Here is a 26,842-nt window from a genome sequence, read left to right as displayed (position 1 = left end):
AATATATCAATTTTTTAAAATTCTACTAAATCTATATACTAAATATAAACTGTGTTTGTACATTTGAGGATTATACCACGAACAGGATCGAAATGAAACAAATTTTAAGATTTACCTTGCTACTGGGCGTCATGCTCGCGCCCCGGTTCCTTGCCGCACAGGATAACACCATTATTAATGCCACCATTTCAGGAAAAGTGCTCGATGCGGCCACTAACGAGCCGCTTATTGGTTCCACCGTCACCATTAAAGGGACAACCAATGGAGCAGTTACCGATGTCAACGGCGATTTTAGTCTGATAACCGGACAGAAACTGCCTTTTACGCTGATCGTTTCTTTTGTAGGTTATATCAAAAAGGAAGTCTTAATCAATGAAAATAAGGTGGAGATCAAGTTGGATGTCAACAACAACCAGCTCGACGATGTGATCATTTCGTCGCGTCGCCGTCAGGAATCGGCGCAGGACGTGCCCATTCCGATCTCGATTATCCGCGGCGTAACGGCCGAAGATGCAGGCGCGTTCAATGTTAACCGTTTGAAAGAACTTGTGCCGACGGTTCAGCTTTATTCATCCAATCCACGAAATACAACATTGAATATCAGGGGCCTTGGCTCCACATTCGGTTTGACCAATGATGGAATTGACCCGGGTGTTGGCTTTTATGTGGACGGCGTTTACTTCGCGCGACCCGCTGCCACCACACTCGATTTCATCGACATTGATCAGATAGAAGTGCTCAGAGGGCCTCAGGGAACATTATTTGGTAAAAATACCACAGCAGGTGCCTTCAACATCACCACCCGCGCTCCGAGTTTTACACCCGGCGCCAACTTCGAGGTGAGTTACGGTAACTTCGGATATATTCAGGCAAAAGCCTCAATTACAGGCCCATTAGGCAAGAAGCTGGCGGCGCGTGCATCGTTCTCCGGAACACAGCGCAATGGACTTTTGTATAATGTGCGCACGGAAAAGCCGGTTAATGACATTAACAATCTCGGTTTTCGCGGACAGCTGCTTTACACGCCTTCTGACAAAGTAAAAATAACATTGGCGGGCGACGCTTCGGCACAAAAGCCTGATGGTTATGCGCAGGTTGTTGCGGGTGTTGTCAAAACAAAAAGAGCGGCCTATCGCCAGTTTGACCAGATTATTTCAGATTTGAATTACAAGTTGCCGAGCACCAACCCGTTTGATCGCCTGATCGATCACGACACGCCATGGAGATCGGGTAATGAGCTTGGCGGCGTTTCGCTGAACATTGATGCCAAAATCGGACGCGGAACGCTGACTTCCACGACGGCATGGCGTTACTGGAATTGGGACCCGTCTAACGACCGCGATTTTACAGGGCTTCCTGTTCTTTCCAAATCTGCTGCAACATCGAGACATGAGCAATGGACGCAGGAAATCCGTTATGCGGGTAATTTCAGCTCGCGTTTGAGTGGTGTGATCGGTGTATTTGCAATAGGACAGGATCTTAAAACGGATCCAGTTCACACAGAAGAATCGGGTGCGGCGCAATGGCGGTTCTCACAAAGTTCGACGAGCGCGCTTTGGAAAACACCGGGTCTTTTTGAGGGTTTTGGAATCAAAACTACTTCTCGCCTTAAATCTTTTGGAGGAGCTGTTTTTGGACAAATCGACTGGGCCATTACGGATAAGCTGCACTTGCTTCCAGGGATTCGGTTTAACTATGACAAAAAAGATGTTGATTATAACCGTCAGACTTATGGCGGCTTGCAAACGACTGATCCAGCTCTTGTTGCATTGAAAAATGCAGTTTATACCAATCAGGCTTTCACTTTTGATGTGGAAGAAAACAACTTTTCAGGTCAGCTGACATTGGCGTACAAGCCGACGAAGCAAGTAAATGCATTTGTCACATACTCAAACAGTTACAAGCCTGTGGGCGTGAACCTGGGCGGTCTTCCAACGGCGAACGGAGCAATCCTGATCGATCTGGCGCGGGTTAAGCCTGAATATGTAACGCATTATGAATTCGGGATCAAAACACGTCCGACGCCGCAGTCTACGCTGAACTTGGTCGTGCATAACACGGATATCAAGGATTACCAGACGCAGGTTCAGACTGCGGAAGTGGGTGTTAACCGTGGTTATCTTGCTAATGCTGAGCGCGTTCGCGTAATTGGTGTCGAGCTGGACGCGGGTGTTCGGGTCAACAGCAACTTGTCGTTCAATGCTGCGGCTGCTTACACGGACGGAAAATATGTGAAATTCACAAATGCCCCCGTGCCGCTTGAAGAAACAGGTGGTGAATCAGCTTTCAAAGACATTTCGGGTGGCAAGCTGCCGGGGATTTCCAAATGGGCTGGATCGCTGGGCGGTGAGTTGAGCGGCGCTGGCAAGTTTATCAGTTTGAAAGGGCGGTATTTCCTAGCAGCTGACAGTTACTACCGTTCTTCGTTCTCATCCAGTGCTTCACCGTCACAGTTCCTGAACATTGATGGTTACGCATTGCTGAATGGCCGTGTTGGATTCCGTGCATCGAACGGCGTAGCAGTCACTGTTTGGGCGCGCAACTTGTTGAATAAAAACTATTTCGAGCAATTGTTGCCAGCAGCTGGTAACGCCGGACATTATGCAGCCGTATTGGGCGACCAACGGACTTACGGTGTGACTTTGCGTTATTCCTTTTGAGTAAACAATGATTTGATTAAATAAAAAATCTTCGCTGTGATCCGCAGCGAAGGTTTTTTATGTTTAAAAGCTTACTTAGCGGGTGTTTTAATTTCCCCTAAAACACCCATTAAGAGTGTCGCTGCGTTACGGGCTGCAATGTCATAAAAGGTTTTAATATCGCTCTCGGCTTTCTCATTTGCATTATCGCTTAGACTTCGAATGATCAGAAAAGGCACATTTTGCTGAAAGCAAGTTTGGGCAATGGCAGCGCCCTCCATTTCTGTGGCAGCCGCATTGAGCTCTTTGCGCAGCCGCTCCGTGATGATTTTTGAAGATACAAACACGTCACCGGTGACAATCACACCCTTTGTAACGGCCGGATCAAAGCTCCCTTTCTCACGCTTGATCTTTGTAAATTGAAGCTTCTTTGCTATCTCAAAAGCTTTTCTGACAAGTGCTGAATCACAAGCAAACGACCTGGGATTTTCCAGCATCGAAGCCGGATTTTTTGTCGACCAGTATTGCATTCCCGCATCTTGCGCCATGCCATAATCGTGGTAAGTGATTTGCGTCCCAATGACGATATCGCCCGGACCTAGTTTCGGATCAATGCCGCCCGCTATGCCTGAAAAAACAATTTCAGATGGCTTGAAATGCTCGATCAGCAGCGTCGTTGCAATGGCAGCATTCACCTTGCCGATTCCCGTTTGCGCTAAAACAATGTCTCGGCCGCTCAATGTGCCTTTCGTAAATCGTATTTGCTGAATGATTGTGTCTCTTTTGTTTTCCATTTTGCTCTGAAGCAAAACAAGCTCGGGAGGAAAAGCGCCGAGCACGCCGGTAATTCGCTGCGCTGAGAGAAGGGTTGTTTGGAGCAAAAACAGGGATAGTAGGAGCAGATTTTTTTTCATTATTAAATTTAAAGAATGAGAGCGAGAATGGCGAAAATATCGATAATCCACAAAGCAAGGCTAATTTCGCGGATTTTGCCAGTGGCAATGTGCAGGGCCGTCCAACTAAGAAAGCCCCAGATGATCCCTTGCGTGATCGAATAAGTGAATGGAATGAGCACCATTGCGAAAAATGCCGGAAATGCTTCACTCAGATTGCCCCAGTTTATTTTAACGACCGGTTTCATCATAAAAACGCCGACAAGAACAAGCGCCGGTGCTGTGGCAATAGAAGGAATAGCGCTCAAAAGCGGCGATAAAAATAGAAATGGAAGAAACAAAATAGCACCTGCAACAGCAGTAAGACCCGTTTTTCCACCTTGTTCAATGCCGACGGCGGATTCAATGTAAGCCGTGCCCGGGCTGCTTCCGACGAGTCCGGCGACGGTTGTTGAAAATGCATCGGTGATCAGAGATCGCTTGATGTTTTTCGGCTCGCCGTTTTCATCAAGCAACTCAGCGGCTTCGGCGAGTCCTACAAACGTGGACAGACTGTCGAACATGTCGGTAAAAACGAATGCGAGAATAATTGGCGCAAGGCTCCATTTCAGCGAATTAACCAGGTCCAGTTCAAACAAAAGACTGAAATCAGGCTTGGAAACGAGCTGACCGATCGTAATCACAGTTTCTGTGCCGCCCCACCAGCGACCAATTGGCCACGCGAGCAAGCTTGTCAGCACTATGCCGATCAGAATGCTGCCTTTTACATTTCTGATCAGTAACACAACGGTGATCAGAAGACCAGCAGCGAATGTGAGCGATGAAGCATTCAGCTTCCCCAAGCCAACCATTGTGGCCGGATGCGCGACAATGAACTTAGCATTTGCAAAACCAATCAGCGTAATAAAAAGGCCGATCCCGGCAGCGATGGCAAACCGAAGTGATTTCGGGATCGCTCTTACTATATAGGCCCTGACATTAAATAGAGACAAAAACAAAAAGAAAACGCCCGACCAAAACACGGTCCCGAGCGCAACTTGCCAGCTCAGTTTTTCGGTGAAAACAGCCGTGAATGTAAAGAAAGCATTGAGCCCCATGCCCGGCGCAACCAGGATCGGATTGTTGGCATACAATCCCATCATCATGCTGCTAAAAAATGCGACCAAGATCGTGGCTGTCAGCACCGCCGAAAATGGCATCCCGGTCTGGCTAAGAATCGACGGGTTGACAACGATAATGTAAGCTGTCGCAAGAAACGAAGAGATTCCGGCCAGAATTTCAGTCGAAAACGTGGTGTTGCTTTTTTTTAGCTCAGCAGCAGAAAACATAACTTATTGGTTTATTTCAAAAGAATGCGCTTACCAGCCTATGCCATAGTCTTCGCCATGATCTGCTGGATCCGCCCCAGAAACTCTTGTGCTGCCAATCAAAATAAATGGCATTAATCGGCCCGCTGGTTCTGGGTTGGTAATAAAGCTTATAGCCCATTCTGGTAAGCTCTTTTCTCGACCAGTCCGGCATGGATTGATTGAGTATCAAGCCTCCGGGCTCTTTCTCGTGTGAGCCGAAGCTCGCATACATTTGCAAAGTTTTGAAGCTCGGTGCCTCAGTCGCTTCCTGAACCGTCATGCCAAATTCGACAACATTTAAAAAGAATTGCAGCAACAGCTGGTCCTGCTCATCGCCGGCTTGCTTTGCAAACGAAAGGAACGGTTTGCCATCTTTAAGCGCCAGACTAGGTGTTAGCGTCACCCGTGGACGTTTTCCTGGTTCAACAACATTAAAAGGATTTTCTTTGGCATCCAGCACAAAAGACTGCATACGCTGACTTAAACCCACGCCCGTATTGCCCGCGATGCAGGCAGGCACCCAGCCGCCGCTTGGCGTAATGCTCACAACCCAACCTTCTTCATCTGCAGCTTCAACCGAGGTTGTTCCCGCAGTGAATTCTTCCATGTATTTTTCATTCAGCCCATTTGCGTTCCTGTTTAGCGAAGCACTGAAATTGCCCCACATTTTGATCTGGTCTGCATATGGATTTTTCTTTCCTTCAAACGGGTAAGGGTCACCAGGAAGCGCCTTTGCATCATTTGTTTCCCATTTGATCTGCTTGATCCTTTCCTTCGCATATTCTTTCGAAAGCAGGCCTTTCATAGGTTCGTCAGGTGCAAAGGCCGGGTCGCCATAGTAGAAGTCACGATCCGCAAAAGCGAGGTTCATTGTCTGGTAAAGCGTGTGCACATATCGCGAGGAGTTGTAACCCATGCTTTTTAGGTCGAAGTTTTCGAGCATGTTCAAAGTCTGCAACATTACCGGGCCCTGCGTCCATTGCTGCATCTTATATACATCAATGCCTCTGTACGAAGTCATTAATGGCTCTTCGATTTTGACTTTCCAGTTGGCCATGTCCTGCTCGGTGATCAGTCCGCCTTGTTCCTGCGTCGACCGTGCAATTTCTTTGGCAATATCTCCTTTATAAAAGCGTTCGTAAGCAGCATAAATGGCTTCTTTTCTTGATTTGCCGCTTTTCAAAGCTTGCTGTTCCGTGTCAACGAGTTTTTGCAATGTTGCCAGCAGGTCTTTTTGAACAAAAATCTCACCTGCGTCCGGAGCCTCGCGCTTCGATCCCAAATGCGGTAAAAAGACTTTCGTCGCGTATGGCCATTTCTTTATTTCAGCTTTATCACGTTCAATCGCATTCGCCGTCTGCGCTTCAATCGGGTAACCCTCCGCCAGTTGCATTGCAGGAGCCAGCACATCTTTAAGCGACATGGTTCCGTATTCAGCCAGCATCGTCATGAGACCACCTGCTGTTCCGGGCGTGGTAGCTGCCAGCGGGCCATATTCCGGTGGATATTTCATGCCCTTGTTTTTGAAAAAGTCAGCCGTTGCGCCGGTTGGAGCAACACCCATCGCATTGATTGCGATCACTTTTTTCGTTTTGGGATTGTAGATCAGCGCCTGCGTTTCTCCGCCCCAGCTCAGCACATCCCACATTGTACATGTAGCAGCAAGCATGGCGCACGAAGCATCAATTGCATTTCCACCTTTTGCAAAAACCATTGCTCCGGCGGTTGCAGCCAACGGCTTACCCGTAATGCCAATCCAATGCTTGGCATGCAGCGGAGGTTTTTGAGTTGCAACTGGAAAGTTGTTGAATGATTGTCCAACCGCAGCGCTTGCGGTTACAGAAAATACAATGGATTTAAGTAGAAATTTTATTTTCATTCGGGTTAGGCAGTTTAGGATCATCGTATTGTTAAATGTAAACAAAAAACAATGCGGAGGCAATGTAAGCGAACATTAGCAATGTGACACTAGCACAAAAAATCCCGGACGCGCAGCATTGTATTTGATGCTACACTTCCGGGATGCATTAGGTTATAGATTGCTGATGAAGTGTTGTATTACTGCTAATTATGTGCCTTTTAAAATAATGAACCTTGCATATAGTCGCCTCCCGGAAGTCCTAATAACGGAAACTTGGCTATTTGCTCGAATTTTGATCCGTTGATCAATGATCTTTTTGAGCAGCACCATATCAGTTGCGGGAAATGTTGCTAAAAACTCGCGGTAAAGCCAATCCATTGTTGCTTTCGCCACCTGCAGCGCGCTCATGTTTCTTGCCACAGTGAAATGAGGGTCTTCACAAAAATGATATTCTCCCGGAGCCCATTGCTTTACGTGCGGACCCACTTCGCTTTTCAGCTTTTTGGTTAAATCCATGATCTGCGCGGATGCGTTGGACTCTACATCTACGTAAAATGTGCCGCGTTCATACTTATTAAATTGGGTCAGCGAAATTTCAAAAGGAGACACATGGCGTGCCACTTTTTCAAAACCCTGCAAGATCCGGTCAACTTTGTTTTCGTGGATCGTACATTGGAACAGCGCCAGATGCGGAACAAGATTCGCCGCATAAGCACATCCATAGTTGTCCTCGAAATAACGCTTTACATTGTGAAGCAAAGCCTCGGTAACCTGGTCACAAGAAAATACCAACATATATTCATACATGTGGTGCCTGATGCTGGCCAGTGTATTCCAATGGTTGTTGTTAATGTGAACGCTTTTCATTGATGATGTTGATGAAGTGTAACTGTGTTGTAAAAATAATATTGTTATTTTAAATATCAAATGTTTGACACTAAAAATATCTGATTTATTTTTGATAACAGGTTGACAGCGGTCGCGTTGGGCCGAATAATGCAGGTTAAGCAGCGTTTTGGCGCTGATTAATCGTGCGGAAATCTGGAAATAAAGCTCAGCAGCGCTTGTTATATGCGGTATCTTTTTTTGAAGTCAGAAGGATTTTCGTTTTCGAGGCTTTTAAAGAGCTTGTTGAAGTAGGAGAGACTTTCAAAACCGACGGCAAAGCACGTTTCGGAAACCGTTTTATCTTGCAAAAGCAGGTTTTTCGCCTGGTTGATCCGGTAAGTGTTTACAAAATCCGTAAACGTCATTTTCGTGTTCTTCTTGAAAAAACGGCAGAAGGCTGCGGTCGTCAGGTTAACCTGTTCGGCTATGACATTCACATCCGGGCGCTGATCGAAATGCAGCTCAATGTATTTATAGATCAGGTTCATCCGGTGCTGCTCTTTCTGCAATGACTTATTACCCGCTGGTTTGTCGTTGAGCAGACTAATGTCTTCGCAAACAGCCAGTGTTTGTAAAATTTTCAGGAGCAGCAACAGCTGATCGAAATGGTCAAGATTTGGGAGTTGCTTTAAATGCCCGGCCAAAACATCTTTCGTTTTGCCGGAAAAGCAAACTCCGTAATGCGCCTTGTCAAATAAATTTCTGATCGCGCTAAATTCCGGAAGGTTTAGGAAATCCTTGCCGAGAAAATCCTCCTTCATTTGCACAATGACCTGCTCACATGCGCTCCGGACGCCGTAATCGAAGTTGAGATGCGGAATGTTTGGCCCTATAAAAACGAGGTCGCTTCCCTCATACACCGATGTATGCTCGCCCACATGCCGCGTCCCGCTGGTCCCTTCAACGTAAACGATCTCATACTCAGGGTGAAAATGCCATAAAAAAGTATCATTAAGCCCGGGCGTCAGGAGCACCTTGAATGAGCTGCCTTGGCTGGGGACGATTTCTTCTCTGATAATTTTCATGAATGAATGTAATGCTATTGATCAAAAGCAGCAACGTTGTATGGAAAATTATCAATAGCGAGCAAATGATGGATATTGGAAAGGTGGAAGCAGATGTTTACGCCTACTAGCTTTGTTCTATTAATTAACGCTAAAATAATATTTTATGCAGCAACATACAATGGCTCCCGCACAGGCTCACAAGGACATTCCAGGCAATCCATCAACGGCCAAGTCCAGTAACGTGAAGCTTAATGATAGAAGTAATGGCAGACCGCTGACATTGATGACCGAAGAGCAATGGGATTTCTGGATTCATAATGGTTACATCGTTATTAAAGATGCTGTGCCTAAGCAGCAGGTTGAACAACTGGCCAATTTCCTTTGGGAATTCGAGGAAAAAGATCCGAACGATCCTGAAACGTGGTATGCGCCTCCGCGTGCTGAAATGAAGATGAAAGAACTTACCAACACGGGCATGGTGGAAGTTTACAACCATCAATATATGTGGGAGAACCGGCAGTTTCCCAAAGTTCATCAGGCATTCGCAGACATTTGGGGCACCGAAAAACTTTGGGTAACCATCGACCGTGCAAACCTGAATGTGCCTTTGCGGCCTGGATTCGATTATAAAGGGTTTATTCACTGGGATTACGATCCGGAGACCAAACCGCAAAATGTGCAGGGCGTTCTGGCGCTTGCAGATCAGGATGATGAAAATATGGGTGGCTTCCAGTGCATACCCGAGCTTTTCAGAACTTATGACACGTGGAAGCTGACCCAGCCCGAAGATCGCAACCATTTCCAGCCCGATACAACTGGTTTTGAACTTGTTAAAGTGAAAATGAATGCCGGTGATTTGCTGATTTTCAACAGCTCCCAGCCACATGGCATCCGGGCAAACAGAAGCAAAAACAAAGTCCGTCTGGCGCAATACATTTCTATGATGCCTGCCCAGGAAGACGATGAGGAACTAAGACAATGGCGCATCAATTCTGGAGGGAAAGACAAGCGCCAGAAGGTTATGCATTTCCGGGTGATCCGAGAAATTGGGAAAAGACCAAATACGAAACGGCGACGCTTTCGGAGCTCGGCAGGAAACTGCTTGGGCTGGATAAATGGTGAGCCACAATTCCGTATATCATGGCACAGCCTGGACTATTTATCCAGGCTGTGCTGACATTAGTTTTTAATCAATTTTGACGTGTGGAAAGTCCCGTCCTGACTGGTGACTTGAATTACGTAAATGCCTGCGGATAACTTCTTCAAGTTGATCGTATTATCAGGCAGCTGTTTCAGCTCGTTCTTGTTTGCCTCGTAAACAACCCGTCCCGACTTGCTGATGATTTTAACATGTTCTAGTGCTTCATTATTTCCCGAGCCAATGGTTAGAAAGTCAACAACCGGATTTGGATGAAAAGAAATTCGAAGATCACTTGATGTCCGGATATTCCTGATCCGGCTAAATGCAAAGCTTCCGTCATTATCGACCATTCGCAAGCGGTAATAATGTTCAGCTGCTAACGGCTGCTCATGTACGTAGGAGTAAGTGCGCTCAACTTTGCTCTCACCATTTGATTTAACTTTCCCTAGCGCCAGCCAGTTCTTACCGTCTGTGCTGTGTTGTATTTCAAAAAAATCGCTATTGGCTTCGGATGAAGTGCTCCAAGTCAGAACAACATCATGCTCTTTTTGCGCAGCTACGAAATCGATGAGCGTAACGGGTAATGCGCTGCCGGAAGACGTTGCAGTAATAAAACTAACATTAGTCCAGTCGCCTGATTCGGAAACATTATTCAATATCGGATCCGCAGTGCTTTTATCCGTTGGAATCGGATACACCTCATTCGCCCCGGCAGTCGCGATTTGCAGCATATCCTCAGAATTCTCATTCAGCTCTGATTCAAGATACGTTATCAGCACTTTCCCCTTCATCGAAAATGGATTAGCAAATTTGTAAACCCGGCTAATGCTGCCTGTTGGCTTTCCTACAACAGCCTCGCTGGAATGCGTTATCTCATTGTTGTTCAGATTCGTCCCTTCTGTAGGAGTCAGCGACAAAGCGCTGACCGTCACAACTGTTCCCGGCGATATAAAAAAGCTGTTATTGCCTGATTTAAGCTGCGCCTGAGCGTCAACGAAAGTGGAGCAAGAAGCCAGCAGCGCTGTAAAAAAGTATTTGGTTTTCATAAAGAATGATGATTAGCTAGTGAATTGAATATGGAGTGCATTAAAGCTTCTGCAGAAGCCGTCCATTGAAATGTGCCGTTGAGTTAGAAGTTTCCAGCTCGATGCCGTTGGTTCCTGACATGCCAATTACGAATACAACGTCGCCCTGCTGTAATTCGCAATCGACTGTTATCATCGAAGTGTATTTTGATTGTGCATGATATCTGTAATCAGTAGCAATGATAGTCCTGACATTGTTTCGTACCCTCACTATCTGCACAGTTGGACTGAAGATAAGATCCGCATCTGGGTGCGTCCATTCTACCATAGCGTCAAAGTGATATACTCCGTTATATGGCACAGTAAAAGAATTGGCATTGGCACTGTAATATCCCCCTAAATTATACCCGATGGTGCCGAAGTTTACAACAACAAAATCCTGACCGTCTAGCGAATTAATACTTCCTGCACCGTTAATGCCCATTTAAGAAAATGCTACTAAATTTTTAAAGGGTGGTTGCCAGGTTGCGTTACCGTCAGCATCGGAAGTGAGTACTTTTCCAACATCAGGGGACTGCCCGTTTCCGGCAATTTTTAACTTTCCATTAACATGCAAAGCCAATCCAAGTGCACTATGAGCCAAGACGCCAATGCCATTGGTGCTTGTTCCGTATATGCCCGTTCCCAAATTCGATGCACCTCTGATGCCTATCACTTCGGAATATCCTGATATGGCTATTGAATTAGGTGAACTGTCTGTGTTTTCTAAGAAAAGTAGCGCTCCGGCATTGCTTCCAACTTCGGTTAAAGGAAGACTTAGTCGGGCTCCCAGCATCTTCCAATTGGGCGTAGTTTGCGATCCGGAATTGTAGTAAAAACCTTCTGGCCCAATCAACGAGTTTGTATTGTAAAGCAGGAGTGCATTTGCAGGGTTTGGTACAGTAGTCTTATCAGAAGTTGATTGCAGAGAAATCTTCGGGAACAAAACTCCTTTATTTGAACTGCTAATGTCTAGAACGGAACTTTGGTGTGGAGAATTGGTATTAATGCCGACACTTTGAGAAAGCGCTTTTTGCAAAATTAATACGATAAATATGGAGGTAAATAGAATTTTCATATGTCTATAAACTTTGATTGTTTAATTTAAAGATCAATAGCAAGATGACCATTGAAATGTGCGTCAGCGTCATTAACCGCCAGGGCAACCTGAGGGGCGTAAGACCGCGCAATTACATTCACCAAATCACCTGGCAATAGTTCGCAATCGATAGCCAGATGGGACGTGTACCGTCCATTAGCAGACCAAGCTCTGTTTTCTGACAATTCAGTTGTAACCCCACCGCGAATTCTAACCAATTTTATTGTTGGGCCAAAAGTGCTTTGATAAAATGTGTGATCCCAGCGCACAAGGACATCGAAATGGTAAATTCCGTGTTTAGGCGCATTAAACGTGCTGTGGGGAGACATATTTGCGTCATTATAGCTGTCTCCAACATCATAAGTCTGGTGTGCAAAGGCAATCTTAACAAAGCTGCTTTCAGACATATTCTGATTACCTCCACCTAGAACCCCGGATACCTGGAAACCAGTGAACGTGTTGTCATATTCGTTGACAGGTGTAGCCCAGTGAGCATTTCCAGAAACGTCTAACGCAGTAAGGACTTTCCCGCTTCCCTGACTCACGTTCGCCCCTGTGATCCTTAGTTTACCATCAACTTCCATTGCCAGATTGGCTGGTGAAGAAGCAAAGATTCCTGTTCCGGTTTCATTACTGAAACCAGAAATCCCAGTTCCCTCTGTCGAGATCCCTTTTACAGCCGGACCGTTTCCGGAATAGCCCCATAAGGATGTGGCACTGGAAGTTGTAGCGGTATTAAAAAGTGACAAAAGTGGTTTTGAACTGGCGTAAGACTGACTGAATGGAAATTTAATATTTGCTTCAACATTCGTCCATAGTGGGTCCGCGGTAGATCCGGCATTCATAAAAAAGCCGGTCCCTTTAAATAATGCTGGATTTGTATTGAAGATAAGTAAGCCTTTTTCTGGATCTGGTATCGTTAGCTTGTCCGGCATTGACTGCAAAAATACACGTGGTAGCAACACGCCTTTGTTGGTTGCTTGCACGTCCAAAACTGCGCTTGGATCGGGGTAATAAGTGTTGATTCCGACAGTTCCGATTGTTTGGGCGAATAGCTTTTGCTGGAACCAGAGTAGGGTGAATAGTAGTAAAATTTTCTTCATGACAGCAAGATTTACGAAATTGAATGACGCACTGCCTTAATGCGATATCGGAAATTGCGCAGCGATTAACTGAATGAAGAATCTAATGTGCCTTGTGTTGTTTTGGGTTATTTATCGGCAAAAGGGTGGGGTGAAATGCTTAGAATTTCGTCGCAATTGAATTGGTAAATCCGCTTTCCGTTTTTCAGACGTTTTTCCAAGTAACTTTTAAACCACACCCTACTTTTGAATATGTTCTTTTTATTATGCGATTTAACATGCTCATGATCTTGAATTTTTGCCGTAAACACCTTGGAGCAGTCTGGATGTGTATTTTGACGTTAGGATCCATCTTTTTGACCGGTTATACGGATAATCAAGCGGTTGTTTCAAACTACAAAGATTCGCTGGATCTCGGCTCGTTTATTGAAAACGGATTTCCCTATATTTCAACATCGGTGGATGCACGCAAGCTTGGGCCGGCTTATCCGCAAGATAATATGGCGGCGCGAACATTGGCTTTGCAGCTCGGAGGCGATGCTTTTGTTTGTTTTGATACGGATCTTCTGCGCTGGTCGGTGGCTTGGACGGGTCAATATTTGCCAATGGTTTTGATGGCGCAGATTTCTTACAAAGACTTTTTTAATAAAAACAATAAAATTGCCTCGCTCACGGGTGATGCTAAAATGGCGACAGGCTTGTATCCGGGCTGGACGTTGGAAAAACCCTTTTCAGGAGATTTGTCCAAAATAAATGAAATCAAACAGCCGACCTGGGCGCCTATGCCAGCGGAAAAAGGCCGCTGGAAAGGTGTTTATGTGTATGGAAATCAGGCTGTTCTCAATTATTCAGTTGGTGGAACCAATGTGGCTGAGTTGCCGGGCAGCACGAACTTTGAAGATCAAACCGTTTTTACCCGAACATTTCAATTCGATAACAATTCCAAAGATATTTTCCTCACTGCGGCGGAAGTCAGGAATGCAACAGGCTCGGAGTTGAAGGGCAAAATCGCTTATCTATATCATGGCGCCAATAAAGACACCGTGACAGCGGTCGGTGTTTTAGGTAAAAGCAGTTTTTTACAGCCTGAAATTGCTGGTAATCAGTTTTTAACAGTTAAAGTCAGTGCTTCTTCGAAAATCGGAATTGAAACTGTTGTGATCTGGAAAGGGCCTGCGCGGTTGAAAAAAGCATTTGAAAATTATTGCAAGAAAACAAAGATCAACTTTCCCGATTACAAAAAAGGAGGCCCTGCATTATGGAAAGAAACGGTGGTGACTAAGGGTAAGCTGGCGCCAGACACGGCTGCATTTGTGACGGATCAGTTGATCTTGCCTTTGCCAAATCCCTGGAAACGCAATGTCAGGGTGGCTGATATTGCATTCTTTAAAGACGGCCGCGCCAGTGTCATTACATTCGAAGGCGATGTGTGGATGATTGAAGGAATTGATAAAAACCTACAAAATCTGAAATGGACGCGGTTTGCATCGGGTTTTCATGAACCTATGAGCATTGAGATTTTGAATGAGCAGGTTTATATTTTTGGCAGGGAAGGCATTGTTAAATTGCACGATATCAATAAAGACGGCGTTGCGGACTTTTACGAAAACTTCTCCAATATCATGGAGCAGTCAGCCGAGTCACGGGAATGGGCGGCCGATATGGTGACGGCTCCGGACCAGACGTTTTACATTGCCAAAGGGGGCAGTCTGGACAATGGTCCAGGCATGACTTCCAAGACCGGCAAAGGTTTCAGATCGGGATCGAGCCAGAATGGTGCAATCCTTAAAATAAGCAGGGATGGGTTAAGCGCTGAGGTCATTGCAACGGGATTAAGAGGGCCGTATCTGAGCATTCATCCGCAAAAAGGCACATTAACAGCCTCCGATCAGCAGGGAAATTTTGTACCGTCCACGCCGATTTACATCATTAAAAAAGGCGATTATTATGGCGTGCAGCCAACAATGCACCGCACGGATAATCCGCCTGTTGCATCGCCGCTGACCTGGATTCCGCACAGAGTGGACCGCTCCGCGATAAGTCAGGCCTGGATCACTTCTGACAAAATGGGCCCGCTTAATGGTAACCTTATTCACTTTTCTTTTGGCCGTCCGGGGCTGTTCCGCGTCCTGATCGACAGCGCTTCCAGCATTACGCAAGGTGGTGTTTCGGCGATTCATGCGGACTATCCGGCACCGACTTCAAAAGGCATTACAAACCCGGTGGATGGGCAGCTTTATGTCGCAGGTTTTAACTTGTGGGGCTCCACTTCAACTGGAATAAGTGCGCTTTTGCGGCTGCGTTACACCGGGAAGCCGAGTTACATGCCCGACTTATTCAGAGCAGGCAAGCAAGGCATTGTCCTGGGTTTTGATGCGCCGCTTGACCCGAAATTTGCTTCCGATCCTGCGAATTTTGCGGTAAAAAGATGGAATTATCAGCGCACCGAAGAATATGGGTCCGGACATTTCAAAATGGATGGCTCAACGGGTGAGGAGATCATGTCGGTTGCTGCTTCCTACTTGTCGGCCGACCGTAAAAAAAGTGCTTTTGCTCGTTCCTGATATGGCTGAAGTGATGCAGATGGAGGTTAATTACAAAATTGCTGCTGCGGATGGAAAGAAGATCAATGACAGTTTTTGGTTTACTGTCAATAAAGCCGAAGAAATAGATTTGAACTCTTTGGGTTTTTCAGGCGTGGACCTTGCTCTTTTATCGGTTAAAAAACCAGAAGCGGCGCAAGTCGCTGTGAAAGAAGAACCTGCGTCTGTGGACCGCGGAAGCGCGATTTTTACCAAAATGGCTTGTGCGGGCTGCCATTCCGAAGGGCTCAAAACGGATGGAATGTACGGCCCGCCGTTTCAGAATTTATACGGTTCAAAACGGACGTTTGAAGATGGCACAACGGCTGTGGCAGATGAAAAATACATTCGCGAATCCATATTGAAACCCGGCGATAAAATTGTGAAGGGTTATAATGAAGAAATGCCTTCATTCGTGGGCATTCTCACCGACTCGGATATCGAGTCCGTGACTATGTTCATCAAATCGTTGCGCAAGAAATAATCTCCCGAACCAACATAGAAGTTTGGCACGCATCCGATATATTTGTTTTCAGCCGCAAATCAGAAAACTGTAATTCCGCGTAGTATGGATGTGCTCAATTATTTGCGCAAAGAGATCAAAGAATATTATCCCGAGTCCAAAGAACTCCAACTTTCCGGGTTTTTCGCCAATCAGCGGCGCTTTAACTTTTACTTCGAAATCGCTCCCGAAGAGCGCCACTTGCTTTATCTGAGCTGGGATGGTGACTATGACCGTTTTATGCTAAAATCACTTGAATTCAGCAGTCAGCAGGTTTTGATGGAGTTGATCGATGTGTATCCGCAAACGGGTTCGAAGTCTTTCAACATTGGCAAGCCAGTGTCGACCGTTTCATTTGAATGCCGCGCGCAAGGGCAGCTTACTGCGTTGGAATTCATTGGTTTGATCCATTTCGACAAAGAGGTTAAAACGCTTTCGGGTCAGCAGTTGATGCAAAGCGTCGATCCGCGACCGACAGAATAGTTGCGGCGGTTTGAGTGGGTATAATTGTTGTAAGTGAAGTCATAACCGAATTTCACCAACCGACTTCATGCCTCCGATCTCACAAAATGCCGATCCAAAAGTAATTATCCTTGCAGGCGCCACAGGCGAGCTGGGTCAGCATATCGCCAGTTTTTTGCAGGCGCACGCTGCAAATGTCCGCGCGTTGGTTCGTGAAAAAGGTTCTGGTGAAGGCATTGTGGCACTCGAAAATCTGGGTGTAAAAGTTGTAAAAGTTGACTATAACAATGCGGAGGCATTGAAAAACGCTTGTGTCGGCGGAAGCTGCGTGGTGAGCGCGTTATCCGGTTTACGGGAGGTTATAGTCGATGCACAAACGCAGCTTTTACGAGCCGCCGTAAGTGCGGGTGTTCCCCGGTTTATCCCTTCCGATTTCTCCATTGATTTTACCAAACTCACCCCCGGAAGCAACCGCAATCTTGACCTTCGCCGTGAGTTTCTCACCATTATTGATCAGTCTGGGATCTCAGCAACATCGGTTCTGAACGGCATGTTTACGGATCTGCTTACGGGACAAGCGCCGGTCGTCTTGTCCGGGATCAAGCGCGTCATGTATTGGGGCAGCGCTAATCAGCTTATGGATTTTACGACGATCCGCGATACGGCAGCTTACACCGCATTGGCCGCATTGGACGATTCCACGCCGCGCTTTCTGAGAATTGCTGGCGAAGTGGCTAACATTCATGATTTGCAACGCGCCGCCAGCCAGGCCAGTGGTGAAAAATACGGAACACTTCGTGCCGGGAGCCTTGGATTTTTAGCCACAATGATCAAAATTACCAAAACGGTCGCCCCGCAAAAAGACGAAGTTTTTCCACCATGGCAGGGCATGCAATATTTGCATAATATGCTCACCGGCAAGCCAAAGCTCGTTCCGCTTGACAATGATCGTTATCCGCAAATGCGCTGGACGTCGATTCGGGAGGTGCTTGCGGGCAAAGGTTAAGCTCAATTCAACGAAGTTATTTTGCCCTGACAGCGAGATGTGTGTCGTGGATCATGGGGATAATGTTGTATTCGCCAGTTCTGCGGATGGAATCAAGCATTGGCTGGTTCAGATAATCAAAATACAGATATTTTGTTTCGTGCGGATTAAACGCAATTGACAACTGCGCATAACGCTGCAGCGGCGTCTGCATCTCTGAAAGCATGGATTGGTTTTGTGGCAAATAGAGCTTTGAATGCGCAGGAATGTGCTTTTTCAGGTTATTCGCAATGGCGCACATGCGATCGTTTTCCGGATGGATTAGCTGATAAGTCATGGCGCCAATGAAACAAGCAGCGAGCGCAGCCAAAGCATAAAACGAAGAACGGCCAAATCTTGCCATAACAGCGAGCAACATTTCAACTGAACAAGCTCCAAAAAACAGCCCTACGAACGGCAAAGCAGGCATCAGATAATAATCACCTTGCTTTACGCTCATCATCATCGGTCCTAATATCGATATCAGCACAAGCAATGTCAGCAATGCGGCACTTTTGGCTTCTGAGCTGAATGTTGTTTTGATCCTAAGGAATTTGCTCGTTATGATCAGGCTGATAGTCAGAATGATATGCGGGATAATATTTTTTACCAAAAGCCTGAGAATGTAAAAATGAGCCGTCCAGTCACCATTGACTTTTTCACGTTTTTTGAGCAGGGCGAGCATAATTTGACCTTCAAAATAATTGCTCAACAGCAGCCTGGCTGGCGGATAAAGCAGGATAAGGCCGCTGATAACCAGGACAGTGCCCGTTACAATTGCACAGCCCACTAAGCCATTTCGTAAATTGTTTTTTCCAAAAGCAATGGCGTACAACAGTGAAAATGCGAGCGGAAAAAGTCCCACCGGACCTTTCGTAAGGCAAGCCAGCACGACCATTGCACCCGCCAGAATCCAATAGACCAGCCGGAATCTGATGTTATCAAATGCTTTTAACTGAAAATAACAAGATGCCATGCAAAAAACGGCCATTGTTGTGTCCAGCAGGTTGTTAGGAACGCTCCACCACACAATTTGCAGGGCATACCAAAGTAGAATTGGTAACCAGGATTGCTGCTTTATTTGCGAATGATCTTTAAAAAGGCTTTTCCAGATCAGGCTGATCAGCAAAACGCTAAAAAATAAGACGATTGCATTATACAGGTTCTCAACCGCCACAGAATCGCCAAAAATGCGGAACAGCACGGATTGCATTCCAAACATCAGCGGTGGATGCTCGCAGAAGAACGAGCATAAGTTATTATAGGTGAGCCAAAAAGAGTCAGCGAAATGCGGTTGCCAAAAACTTCCCTGACCGAATGCCATATTCCTGGAAATGGCCGCGTAGGCCAGTCCGTCTACAAACATTACATTGTCGACCGACCTGGGAATGAAGGTCATTGCGATAAAAGTAATGGTCACAATCCAGCCCAAAACGGGGAAGATCGAGACGCCTTTCCGGGTTAAGTTTATTTGGTATGCCATGAGAATCGTCGAGTATAATGGCCATAATACATCAGAAAAGCCACAAAATGGCGTAGAAACGGCCTTTACTTATCAAACGGCATGCCTGCAAAAAGCCCGGTCTTCATTTTTTCATTGATTATATATGCCTCAGACACTTCTTTCTATAATGCAAGGGTTAAAAATTAATTATCGACCGGTTACATTCAAATTTTGATTATGAGTGAGGACGCCAAAAATGAGGGGGAGGAGGGGGACAATTTTTTTGAACTTCCGCAACAGGACCGTCGGCTTTTTCTGATGCAATCGATGGCCTTAGCCGGTCTGACATTTGCGCCCGCTGCATTGCTGCGTGCAGACGACGAATTACCCGACGAAAACCAGCAGACTTTTACATTAAAAGTGACCATTAATGGCGAGAAAAAGTCGGTGAATGTTGATACGAGAACAACCGTGCTGGATGTGCTGCGCGAAAAGCTTCAACTCACGGGGACTAAAAAAGGATGCGATTTCGGTCAATGCGGGGCATGCACCATTCACGTCGATGGAAAAAGGGTGCTTGCCTGTCTGAGCCTGGCGATTATGCAGCAAGGTAAAAAAATCACAACCATTGAAGGCGTCAGCGCCGGTTCGCAGCTGCATCCGATGCAGGAAGCATTTATCAAACATGACGGTTTTCAATGCGGTTACTGCACGCCCGGGCAGATTATGTCGGCCATAAGTTGTGTCCGGGAAAAACAAGCCGGCTCTCATGAGCAGATTCAGGAATATATGAGCGGTAACTTATGCCGGTGCGGGGCTTATCCCAACATTGTGACGGCGATTATGGAGGTTAAAAACAGCGGCCAGAAAGTATGAAACCGTTTGAATACATTAAACCTTCAAGGCCAAAAGCAGCATTGGATGCAATGGCTGCCGACCGGGATGCGTGCTACATTGCAGGCGGGACCAACCTGATCGATCTCATGAAGCGGGGCATTGCCACGCCTTCCCGACTGGTTGACATCAATGATCTGCCCCTCAAAAATATTGAACAAAAAGGCGGATTTCTCCGAATTGGTGCACTGGTATCGAACACGGATGTGGCTGCTGATGAATTGGTTAACAAGCAATTTCCGTTGCTGGTGCAAGCGTTGGAGGCAGGTGCCTCAGGTCAGTTGCGCAACATGGCCACAGTGGGTGGCAATATGCTGCAACAAACACGCTGCCCTTATTTTTATGACACCGCATTTGCGTGTAATAAGCGCAAAACGGGCAGCGGGTGCAGTGCGTTGGCGGGCATTAACCGCACGCATGCCATTTTCGGCGTGGAAGAGACAAATATTGAAAAGTCTTGCATTGCGGTTCATCCGAGTGATATGAGTGTGGCGTTGCTGGCGTTGGATGCGGTGGTGGTGATTTTGTCCAAAACAGGCGAGCGCAAAGTCCCGTTTGCTGAGCTGCATCGGTTTCCCGGCGACAGGCCCGAGCTGGATACAAACCTTCAAAAAGGGGATTTGATCCTGGCGATTGAAATTTCGGAAGCCGCTGCCCGCGCCAAGCATGTGCATTATCTGAAAGTCCGGGATCGGGCGTCGTATGCTTTTGCACTGATTTCGGTGGCGGTGGCATTGGAAATGGATCAAAATGTAATCCGGACGGCCAGGATCGCGTTGGGCGGCGTGGCGCATAAGCCGCTCCGGATGCAAAAAGCCGAACAATTATTGATCGGTCGGGAAGCGTCAGAAGCTGTTTTTGCTGAGGCGGCGGCGATCTGCATGGAAGGTGCCCGCGCATTTGAGCACAATGCTTACAAATTAAAATTGACTCCCAATGCCATTGCCCATGCGCTTAAAATGGCGTCGGGCATTGCTTAATGTTTGCTATGACGGAACCTAACTTTTCTCCTTTACCAAATCCCTCGCTGGACCGGGTTGATGGCCACGTGAAAGTCACAGGCTCAGCGACTTATTCGGCAGAATATCATTTCAAAGATCTGCTATACGCGGTGCTTATAAACAGCACGATTGCAAAGGGAAGCATTCAGAACATTGACTCCACGCAAGCGGATGCTGCGCCTGGTGTAATGGCCGTGCTTAGTCATCTGAACACGCCTGGTGTCCCGGGTTATGGCACCGCAAAACAACCGCCCGAGCGTGCACAGACTTCTACGACATTTCGCGTTTTTTACGATCCCCTTATTTATTTCAGCGGTCAGCCCATTGCAATGGTGGTTGCTGAAACTTTGGAGCAGGCCGTCTATGCTGCGTCGCTGGTTGTGGTAACTTATCAGGCTGAGGAGCATGAAACGGATTTTGAAAAAAATATTTCCAAAGCAGCAGTTGCCAGCAGCGTTTCCCGGAATAAAAATTCACCATTTCAGGATTATCAGCGGGGCGATGCGGATGCATTTGTTAAGGCGCAAGTAAAGGTCAATGCGACTTATACAATCCCCACGCAACATCACCAGCCCATGGAGCCGCACGCGATTATTGCGGTTTGGAAAGGGGATTATTTAACCGTTTATGACAAAAATCAAGGGGTGAAATCAGCGCAGGGAAACCTTGCGCAGGCTTTCAAAATTCCAAGGGAAAATGTGCGGGTTAATGCGCAGTTTATTGGAGGTGCATTTGGATCCGGGATCCGCGTTTGGCCGCATTCTGTGGCTGCGGCGCTGGCGGCAAAAAAGCTGGGCCGACCTGTAAAGTTGGTTTTGGGCCGGGAAATGATGTTTACTTCCGTTGGTTACAGACCTTACACTGTTCAGAAAGTTTTGATAGGCTCTAATTCCAAAGGCGAGCTGTCTTCAATTATTCATGAAGGAATTGGCCAGACTTCGCGTTACGAAGAGCATTTAGAGAGGACAATTTTGGCTGGAAGAAGCCTTTACGCATGCCCAAATGTAATTACCAAATATCGGCTTCTCCCACTCGACGTCAACACGCCAACGTGGATGCGCGGGCCGGGCGATGCCACCGGAATGTTTGCGCTGGAATCGGCTATGGATGAATTGGCATATGCCCTGAAAATGGACCCGCTGCAATTGCGGATGGTCAATTATGCAGAGCGTGATTTGGAGCGAAACCTGCCTTGGTCCGACAAACATTTAAAGGAATGTTATACACTTGGCGCTGAAAAATTCGGCTGGAATCGCAGAACATTAGCACCGCGATCCATGACGGATGGCGGCGAGTTGGTTGGATACGGGATGGCTTCAAGTCTGTATGGTTTTCACCGGCATCCCAGTATGGCAAAGGTTGTAATGCAGGCAGACGGCAGTGTTGTCATTCAAAGTGCGTCCATGGATATCGGGCCTGGCACAGGCACGGCTTTGACGAGCATTGCGGCTGAGGTTTTGAACATCTCACCTTCAAAAATCAAAGTCGAGCTTGGCGATTCAAGTCTGCCCGACGCGCCCGGACAAAATGGCTCTTCAACAATTCCGAGCGTGGGCTCTGCGGTACATGCGGTGTGTACGGCTTTGAAAAATAAACTTGCAGAACTGGCCGCATCAATGCCGGAGAATGCCCCGAAGTCACATTCGGCGATTTTGAAATATCATCATTTACCAAACATTGAAATGACGGAAGAGTCCAAGTCTGGACCCGAGCGGGATCAGTATTCAATGTATTCTTTTGGGTGCCATTTTGTGGAAGTGCGCGTAAGCCCGGTCACCGGAGAAGTGCGGGTCAAAAGGGTGGTGACTTGTGCAGACGTCGGCAAGATCATTAATTACAAAACCGCGCGCAGCCAGTCCATTGGCGGCGTGGTTGGTGGCATAGGAATGGCGCTGATGGAAGCTTCGGTTATGGACCATCATTACGGGCGCTACATTACCAGTGATTTTGCAAGTTATCATATTCCGGTGCAAACGGACATCCCGCAAATCGAGGTCATCTATGTTGGCGAGCCCGATATGCGGGTAAATCCAATTGGTGCGAAAGGTTTGGGGGAAATTGCCATTGTAGGGGTGGCGGCTGCTGTTGCCAATGCGGTATTTCACGCGACCGGCAAACGTGTCCGCGACCTGCCGATCACGGTCGATAAGTTGCTTTGAGCCATTGCGGGCTTACCAGGGACTTATTCCGGTTTCCGGTGCATTATCATCACTGAAAAACTGTCCGGTAGGGCCATCCGCACCAAGAACAGCCGCTTTTACCACTCTGGCCGCCGCGTCGGGCACAGTTCCCGGACCCGAATGATGATTGAAGTCCGTAGCCGTATAACCCGGATCGACTGCATTTACTTTAAATGCGGTGCCACGCAAATCGTGGGCGAGAACGATGGTATATGCATTCAGCGCAGCTTTTGAGGTTACATAAGCAGCAGGCTTAACGGGATAATACTTCCAGGAAGGATCATTATGCAAAGCCAGCGATCCCAAACCGGAAGTGACATTCACAATCCTTGGCTCCGGCGATGCTTGCAGCAGGTCCATAAATGCGTGCGTCACTGTGATTACACCAAACACATTGGTTTCAAAAACCTCACGGAACAGATTCACATCCGATCCCAAAGCGGGTTGCGGCATTGCGCCACTGACACCAGCATTGTTGATCAGCACGTCCAAAGCCGCAGTTTTTTGTCCGATCACCGCCCGCGCTGCCTGAACAGATTCGATTTTATCTACATCAATCTCCACGGCTTCCACTGCATGAAGGCCCTCTGATTGGAGCTGGCTTACCGCCTGCTGGCCTTTTTCAAGATCACGGCTTCCAATGAAAACGTGATATCCCTGCTGTAATAGTTGTCTGGCTGTTTCAAAACCAATGCTTTTATTTGCCCCTGTAATCAATACTGTTTTCATCTTTTTTGACATTTAATTGAACAGTACAAAACTAGCGAGGGGTGCCTGCCTGGAAGTGACACATTGCGCAGTATCAATGGTACATTTCACGGATGTTCGTGCGATACTCTGCCGGCGTGATGCCCGTTTCCCGTTTGAAGAACCGGTTGAAGTAAGAAGCTTCTGCAAAACCCAGGTCGTAGCCGATCTCTTTCAGTGACTGATCCGTGTGAAAAAGCAGCAGCCGGGCTTCCAGCACAATGCGGTCATGAATGTGCTTGATGGCCGGCTTGCCGCTCTGGCTTTTGACAATATCACTCAAATGTCCTGGGGAAATATTCATTTCAGATGCATAATCGCCAACTTCCCGCAGCTCACGGAAACATTCGTTGATTTTTGTCTGAAACTTTTTGACCATTATATGCTCCACCGAAGCATGGTTTTCCTCAAACTGCTCCGTGTATAAACGGCTTAAATAAGTAAGCAAAACCGTCAGATAAGCGCCCAGCATGCGATTTTGCCATTGATTGGGGCTACGATATTCGGCGGTAATTTTTGCCAAAATGTCGTCAACAAAGCTTACATCTTCCGAGCTAAGCACTAATTGAAGTCCATTGTAAGGATTTTCAATGATCGGCAGTTTGTTCAGAGCAGCGCCTTGCTGGAAGAGACAAAAATTCAGGCGTAAAAGCAATGGCAGTGCTCCACAACCGTTTCGATTCTTCCTTGACGATGACCTGATTTGGGTTCGTAAAGCAAATGGTGTTCGCTTCGAGTGTATGCGGAATCATGTCTATCCACTGCCTGCTGCCCGCCTGCCGGATAAAAGCGATCAGATAATGGTCCTTCCGATGCGGAACAAGCAAATCCGACTTATGCGGCAAGCTGCCCTTCCAGATGATACATCCTAAAAGACTGATCACCCGTTGCCCGATCCGGTTCCAGCGCATAAACCGGCAAGCGCTGATTCTCTCGAAGAAGTTGCATTTTGGTGTTGTGCGTAATTAAATCTTCATAAAGATAAGGATGAGGTGATAAATAGCCTTTTTAGTTTGAGTCCGGTTGCATCAAAACTTAAAACTTTTAATACTGCTAAAAGTGAACGTCTGATCTTTGTCGACCATTTTTAGGCGGTAATAGCTGGTTCCTTTGACGGGTTTTGGGTCGGTGAATGCGTAGTTGAGCAGTTTTTGGCTTTCGGATGCGGATGCTTTTTCGCCGATATTTTTCCAGTCTTTTGCATTGGTGCTGCGCTGGATGTAAAAACGGTCCGAGTTTACTTCCTGGCTTGTGCTCCACTTCAACTTTGCGGTGTTAGCAACTTTGGTTACACTGAAACTGGCTAATGTTACAGGCAATGGCTCTGAAACGGCTGCCGGGGAAACCTTGCTGAAATCTGCGGTGCCGTTGCCGATTGAAATTTCATCCATATACATGGTTCTCGAATCGATTCCTTCGGTGGATCTGTGCGACCAGTCCCATTTGTAGATCCCGAACTTGAAGTAAGGGAACATGGCATCATTGTATGAATTCGGTTGATTTATCCGGCTCACAATCAGCTTTTTATTCTTCCAAACTTCAATGATCCCTGTGTTATCATAAGCCCATTTAATGTGAAAAACCCAGTCATGCCACTTTTCTTTATCCACCGGACCCAGATCCAGTCTTGTAAATGAGAAGTCGTGTTTTGTGATGCGGTTGGCGTCGCTGCGGATTTCAAGTACAAAGCGGTCGTCCAGGATGCCCAGAAAAAGCGGAGCGCTTCTCCATGATTCGCCTTCTTTCAAATCAGGCAGCGAATTCCATTGCACAATGCTTTCTTCGATAGATTCTTTTACAAATGATGATGGAAAATATACGGAGAACCCATACCAGCCTTCCGGGTTCATGTTGGGTGCCTGGCCAAGCTCTGCGCGGTGGTCGTTGGGCGTATCTTCTCTTTTTAACTCAACTTTTAATGAACTCGACCCCGCCCGCTTGATGGATTTGTTAAGGGTCATAGACCAAGGGCAGCAGGTTGAATTTTCATACCAATTCCCGATTTCCTGGTCAAAATGATAGCTGATCATCGAGGGAGAATCGTCTCCGGTCTTCAATGCACTGCCGTCGGCAGATTCGGCACTTTGGTTGGTGTTGGGGTCAACGGCTGTTAATTCGGCTACGTTGGGATCTTTACAGCCAAACATGAAATTGAAAAACAGGATTACTGTCAATGCACTTTTTAGCGAAAACCTGAATTGCGGGTTAGGTTCATAAAGTTGTTTCAATAATGTTGAGAGGATTAGTAGTAAAACTTCTCAATTATAGGAATTCTTTCGACATTAATTAACAACTATGTGCGTATATTCTATAAATATGTAGAATAAATACGTAGGTTAATTTTATTTAGGTTTAGAACACATTGATTTACAGATTGGTAACAACAAAAATCCCGGTCAACAATTTGACCGGGATCCTAAAATAATTTTTTTGTAAAAATCTAAATCTGCAAATCCTTACCTGCCTTTGCCAAGCACAATGACTTGAATGGTGAGCCAGATTAGATAGAGATCCGTAGTAAGACTATATGTGTTCAAGTAAAGTATGTCATATCTGAGTCTATGTAGGTTTTCTGATGAATTGGTAGCGTAACCAACCTTGATTTGGCCTATTGAGGTAATTCCGGGGCGAATTGTAAGTGCTTTCTTGAAAATCATGGCTGGCGGCCTGCATTAACATATCCACGTCATATTTGTGCAGCGGGCGCGGGCCAACCACAGACATTTCGCCTTTCAACACGTTTAGGAATTGCGGTAATTCGTCCAGACGGGTTTTGCGCAGGATGTTGCCGATTGTCGTTATACGCGGATCTTTGGAGCCAAGAGAATGTTGCAAGCCATATTTATGCGCGTCCATACGCATGGTTGAAAGCGTGCGTACTAAAAACGCGAAAGCGTTTCACGATAAATGCGAAAACTAGAGAACGGACAATGAGGTTGTTAATATCGGCTGATAACGAAGTTGAAGGTAGGCTTGTAGAAAA

The 26,842-nt window shown here is 46.6% G+C and carries 22 protein-coding genes and 3 pseudogenes; 9 read left to right on the top strand and 16 right to left on the bottom strand.

Annotated features, from left to right (window positions below):
- The first annotated feature begins 92 nt into the window (after positions 1–92).
- On the top strand, positions 93–2,660 hold the full coding sequence (locus tag AC0IYG_RS24915; RefSeq protein ID WP_471713780.1) for a TonB-dependent receptor: 2,568 nt from the start codon (positions 93–95) through the stop codon (positions 2,658–2,660).
- Positions 2,661–2,731: 71 nt separating this feature from the next.
- On the opposite strand, the gene AC0IYG_RS24910 is transcribed toward AC0IYG_RS24915, so the two are convergent.
- From AC0IYG_RS24910 to AC0IYG_RS24890, 5 genes and pseudogenes are all read right to left on the bottom strand, one after another.
- Complete coding sequence (locus tag AC0IYG_RS24910; protein ID WP_471713778.1) at positions 2,732–3,553, bottom strand: 5'-methylthioadenosine/adenosylhomocysteine nucleosidase; 822 nt, start codon at positions 3,551–3,553, stop codon at positions 2,732–2,734.
- 8 nt (positions 3,554–3,561) lie between these two features.
- Positions 3,562–4,860: an NCS2 family permease gene (locus AC0IYG_RS24905; RefSeq protein ID WP_471713777.1), complete on the bottom strand. Its 1,299-nt coding sequence runs from the start codon at positions 4,858–4,860 to the stop codon at positions 3,562–3,564.
- A gap of 30 nt (positions 4,861–4,890) precedes the next feature.
- Positions 4,891–6,760: pseudogene (locus tag AC0IYG_RS24900) on the bottom strand (gamma-glutamyltransferase family protein).
- Positions 6,761–6,949: 189 nt separating this feature from the next.
- On the bottom strand, positions 6,950–7,609 hold the full coding sequence (locus AC0IYG_RS24895) for a 2'-5' RNA ligase family protein (protein ID WP_471713776.1): 660 nt from the start codon (positions 7,607–7,609) through the stop codon (positions 6,950–6,952).
- A 200-nt stretch (positions 7,610–7,809) separates the two neighbouring features.
- Positions 7,810–8,655, bottom strand: a complete 846-nt coding sequence (locus tag AC0IYG_RS24890) for an AraC family transcriptional regulator (RefSeq protein WP_471713775.1) — start codon at positions 8,653–8,655, stop codon at positions 7,810–7,812.
- A gap of 160 nt (positions 8,656–8,815) precedes the next feature.
- Here AC0IYG_RS24890 and AC0IYG_RS24885 point away from each other — a divergent pair.
- Positions 8,816–9,759: pseudogene (locus tag AC0IYG_RS24885) on the top strand (phytanoyl-CoA dioxygenase family protein).
- Positions 9,760–9,816: 57 nt separating this feature from the next.
- Here AC0IYG_RS24885 and AC0IYG_RS24880 read toward each other — a convergent pair.
- Genes AC0IYG_RS24880 through AC0IYG_RS24865 form a run of 4 tightly spaced genes read right to left on the bottom strand, consistent with a single transcriptional unit; the run spans position 9,817 to position 13,044 of the window.
- Positions 9,817–10,824 (bottom strand): T9SS type A sorting domain-containing protein, encoded by a 1,008-nt coding sequence (locus tag AC0IYG_RS24880; protein ID WP_471713774.1) that lies wholly within the window; start codon positions 10,822–10,824, stop codon positions 9,817–9,819.
- Positions 10,825–10,864: 40 nt separating this feature from the next.
- Positions 10,865–11,287 carry a C1q-like domain-containing protein gene (locus AC0IYG_RS24875; protein ID WP_471713772.1) on the bottom strand — a complete coding sequence of 141 codons (423 nt, stop codon included), beginning with the start codon at positions 11,285–11,287 and terminating at the stop codon, positions 10,865–10,867.
- Entirely contained in the window at positions 11,288–11,920 is a 633-nt protein-coding gene (locus AC0IYG_RS24870; RefSeq protein ID WP_471713771.1) for a hypothetical protein, read from the bottom strand.
- Between the two features lie 26 nt (positions 11,921–11,946).
- On the bottom strand, positions 11,947–13,044 hold the full coding sequence (locus tag AC0IYG_RS24865) for a hypothetical protein (protein ID WP_471713770.1): 1,098 nt from the start codon (positions 13,042–13,044) through the stop codon (positions 11,947–11,949).
- A 335-nt stretch (positions 13,045–13,379) separates the two neighbouring features.
- Here AC0IYG_RS24865 and AC0IYG_RS24860 point away from each other — a divergent pair, with 335 nt between their 5' ends.
- The 4 genes from AC0IYG_RS24860 to AC0IYG_RS24845 all read left to right on the top strand — a co-directional run bounded on the left by AC0IYG_RS24860 (position 13,380) and on the right by AC0IYG_RS24845 (position 17,575).
- A complete protein-coding gene (locus AC0IYG_RS24860) occupies positions 13,380–15,587 on the top strand; it encodes a DUF6797 domain-containing protein (protein WP_471713769.1) in 2,208 nt (735 codons plus the stop codon).
- The gene (locus tag AC0IYG_RS24855; RefSeq protein ID WP_471713768.1) at positions 15,568–16,089 is read left to right on the top strand and encodes a c-type cytochrome; all 522 of its coding nucleotides are present in this window, start codon (positions 15,568–15,570) and stop codon (positions 16,087–16,089) included. The genes AC0IYG_RS24860 and AC0IYG_RS24855 overlap by 20 nt, the downstream gene beginning before the upstream one ends.
- A gap of 42 nt (positions 16,090–16,131) precedes the next feature.
- On the top strand, positions 16,132–16,590 hold the full coding sequence (locus tag AC0IYG_RS24850; protein WP_471713767.1) for a hypothetical protein: 459 nt from the start codon (positions 16,132–16,134) through the stop codon (positions 16,588–16,590).
- A gap of 67 nt (positions 16,591–16,657) precedes the next feature.
- Positions 16,658–17,575 carry an NmrA family NAD(P)-binding protein gene (locus AC0IYG_RS24845; RefSeq protein WP_471713766.1) on the top strand — a complete coding sequence of 306 codons (918 nt, stop codon included), beginning with the start codon at positions 16,658–16,660 and terminating at the stop codon, positions 17,573–17,575.
- A 16-nt stretch (positions 17,576–17,591) separates the two neighbouring features.
- Here the strand turns inward: AC0IYG_RS24845 and AC0IYG_RS24840 are convergent, their stop codons facing one another.
- The gene (locus AC0IYG_RS24840) at positions 17,592–19,076 is read right to left on the bottom strand and encodes an ArnT family glycosyltransferase (protein ID WP_471713765.1); all 1,485 of its coding nucleotides are present in this window, start codon (positions 19,074–19,076) and stop codon (positions 17,592–17,594) included.
- Between the two features lie 198 nt (positions 19,077–19,274).
- Here AC0IYG_RS24840 and AC0IYG_RS24835 point away from each other — a divergent pair, with 198 nt between their 5' ends.
- From AC0IYG_RS24835 to AC0IYG_RS24825, 3 genes are read left to right on the top strand one after another with little or no spacing between them, the layout of a single operon-like run.
- Positions 19,275–19,913, top strand: coding sequence for a (2Fe-2S)-binding protein (locus tag AC0IYG_RS24835; protein ID WP_471713764.1), 639 nt, complete (start codon positions 19,275–19,277; stop codon positions 19,911–19,913).
- On the top strand, positions 19,910–20,911 hold the full coding sequence (locus tag AC0IYG_RS24830; protein WP_471713763.1) for an FAD binding domain-containing protein: 1,002 nt from the start codon (positions 19,910–19,912) through the stop codon (positions 20,909–20,911). Before AC0IYG_RS24835 ends, AC0IYG_RS24830 begins: the two co-directional genes overlap by 4 nt.
- 8 nt (positions 20,912–20,919) lie before the next feature.
- Positions 20,920–23,091, top strand: a complete 2,172-nt coding sequence (locus AC0IYG_RS24825) for a xanthine dehydrogenase family protein molybdopterin-binding subunit (protein WP_471713762.1) — start codon at positions 20,920–20,922, stop codon at positions 23,089–23,091.
- Positions 23,092–23,103: 12 nt separating this feature from the next.
- Here the strand turns inward: AC0IYG_RS24825 and AC0IYG_RS24820 are convergent, their stop codons facing one another.
- The 6 genes and pseudogenes from AC0IYG_RS24820 to AC0IYG_RS24795 form a co-directional block, all read right to left on the bottom strand.
- Positions 23,104–23,841: an SDR family NAD(P)-dependent oxidoreductase gene (locus AC0IYG_RS24820; protein WP_471713761.1), complete on the bottom strand. Its 738-nt coding sequence runs from the start codon at positions 23,839–23,841 to the stop codon at positions 23,104–23,106.
- A gap of 73 nt (positions 23,842–23,914) precedes the next feature.
- The gene (locus AC0IYG_RS24815) at positions 23,915–24,514 is read right to left on the bottom strand and encodes a helix-turn-helix transcriptional regulator (RefSeq protein WP_471713760.1); all 600 of its coding nucleotides are present in this window, start codon (positions 24,512–24,514) and stop codon (positions 23,915–23,917) included.
- Positions 24,447–24,770: a hypothetical protein gene (locus tag AC0IYG_RS24810; RefSeq protein ID WP_471713759.1), complete on the bottom strand. Its 324-nt coding sequence runs from the start codon at positions 24,768–24,770 to the stop codon at positions 24,447–24,449. Before AC0IYG_RS24810 ends, AC0IYG_RS24815 begins: the two co-directional genes overlap by 68 nt.
- Positions 24,771–24,887: 117 nt before the next feature.
- On the bottom strand, positions 24,888–26,087 hold the full coding sequence (locus tag AC0IYG_RS24805; protein WP_471713757.1) for a polysaccharide lyase: 1,200 nt from the start codon (positions 26,085–26,087) through the stop codon (positions 24,888–24,890).
- A gap of 228 nt (positions 26,088–26,315) precedes the next feature.
- Positions 26,316–26,516, bottom strand: a complete 201-nt coding sequence (locus AC0IYG_RS24800; protein ID WP_471713756.1) for a sugar transferase — start codon at positions 26,514–26,516, stop codon at positions 26,316–26,318.
- 37 nt (positions 26,517–26,553) lie between these two features.
- Positions 26,554–26,715: pseudogene (locus AC0IYG_RS24795) on the bottom strand (sugar transferase); the annotation flags it as partial.
- Positions 26,716–26,842 lie beyond the last annotated feature (127 nt).

The organism is Dyadobacter sp. AC419, from assembly GCF_979253085.1.
Note: the sequence above shows the minus strand (reverse complement) of the source record. Positions and strands in the feature narration are given on the sequence as shown.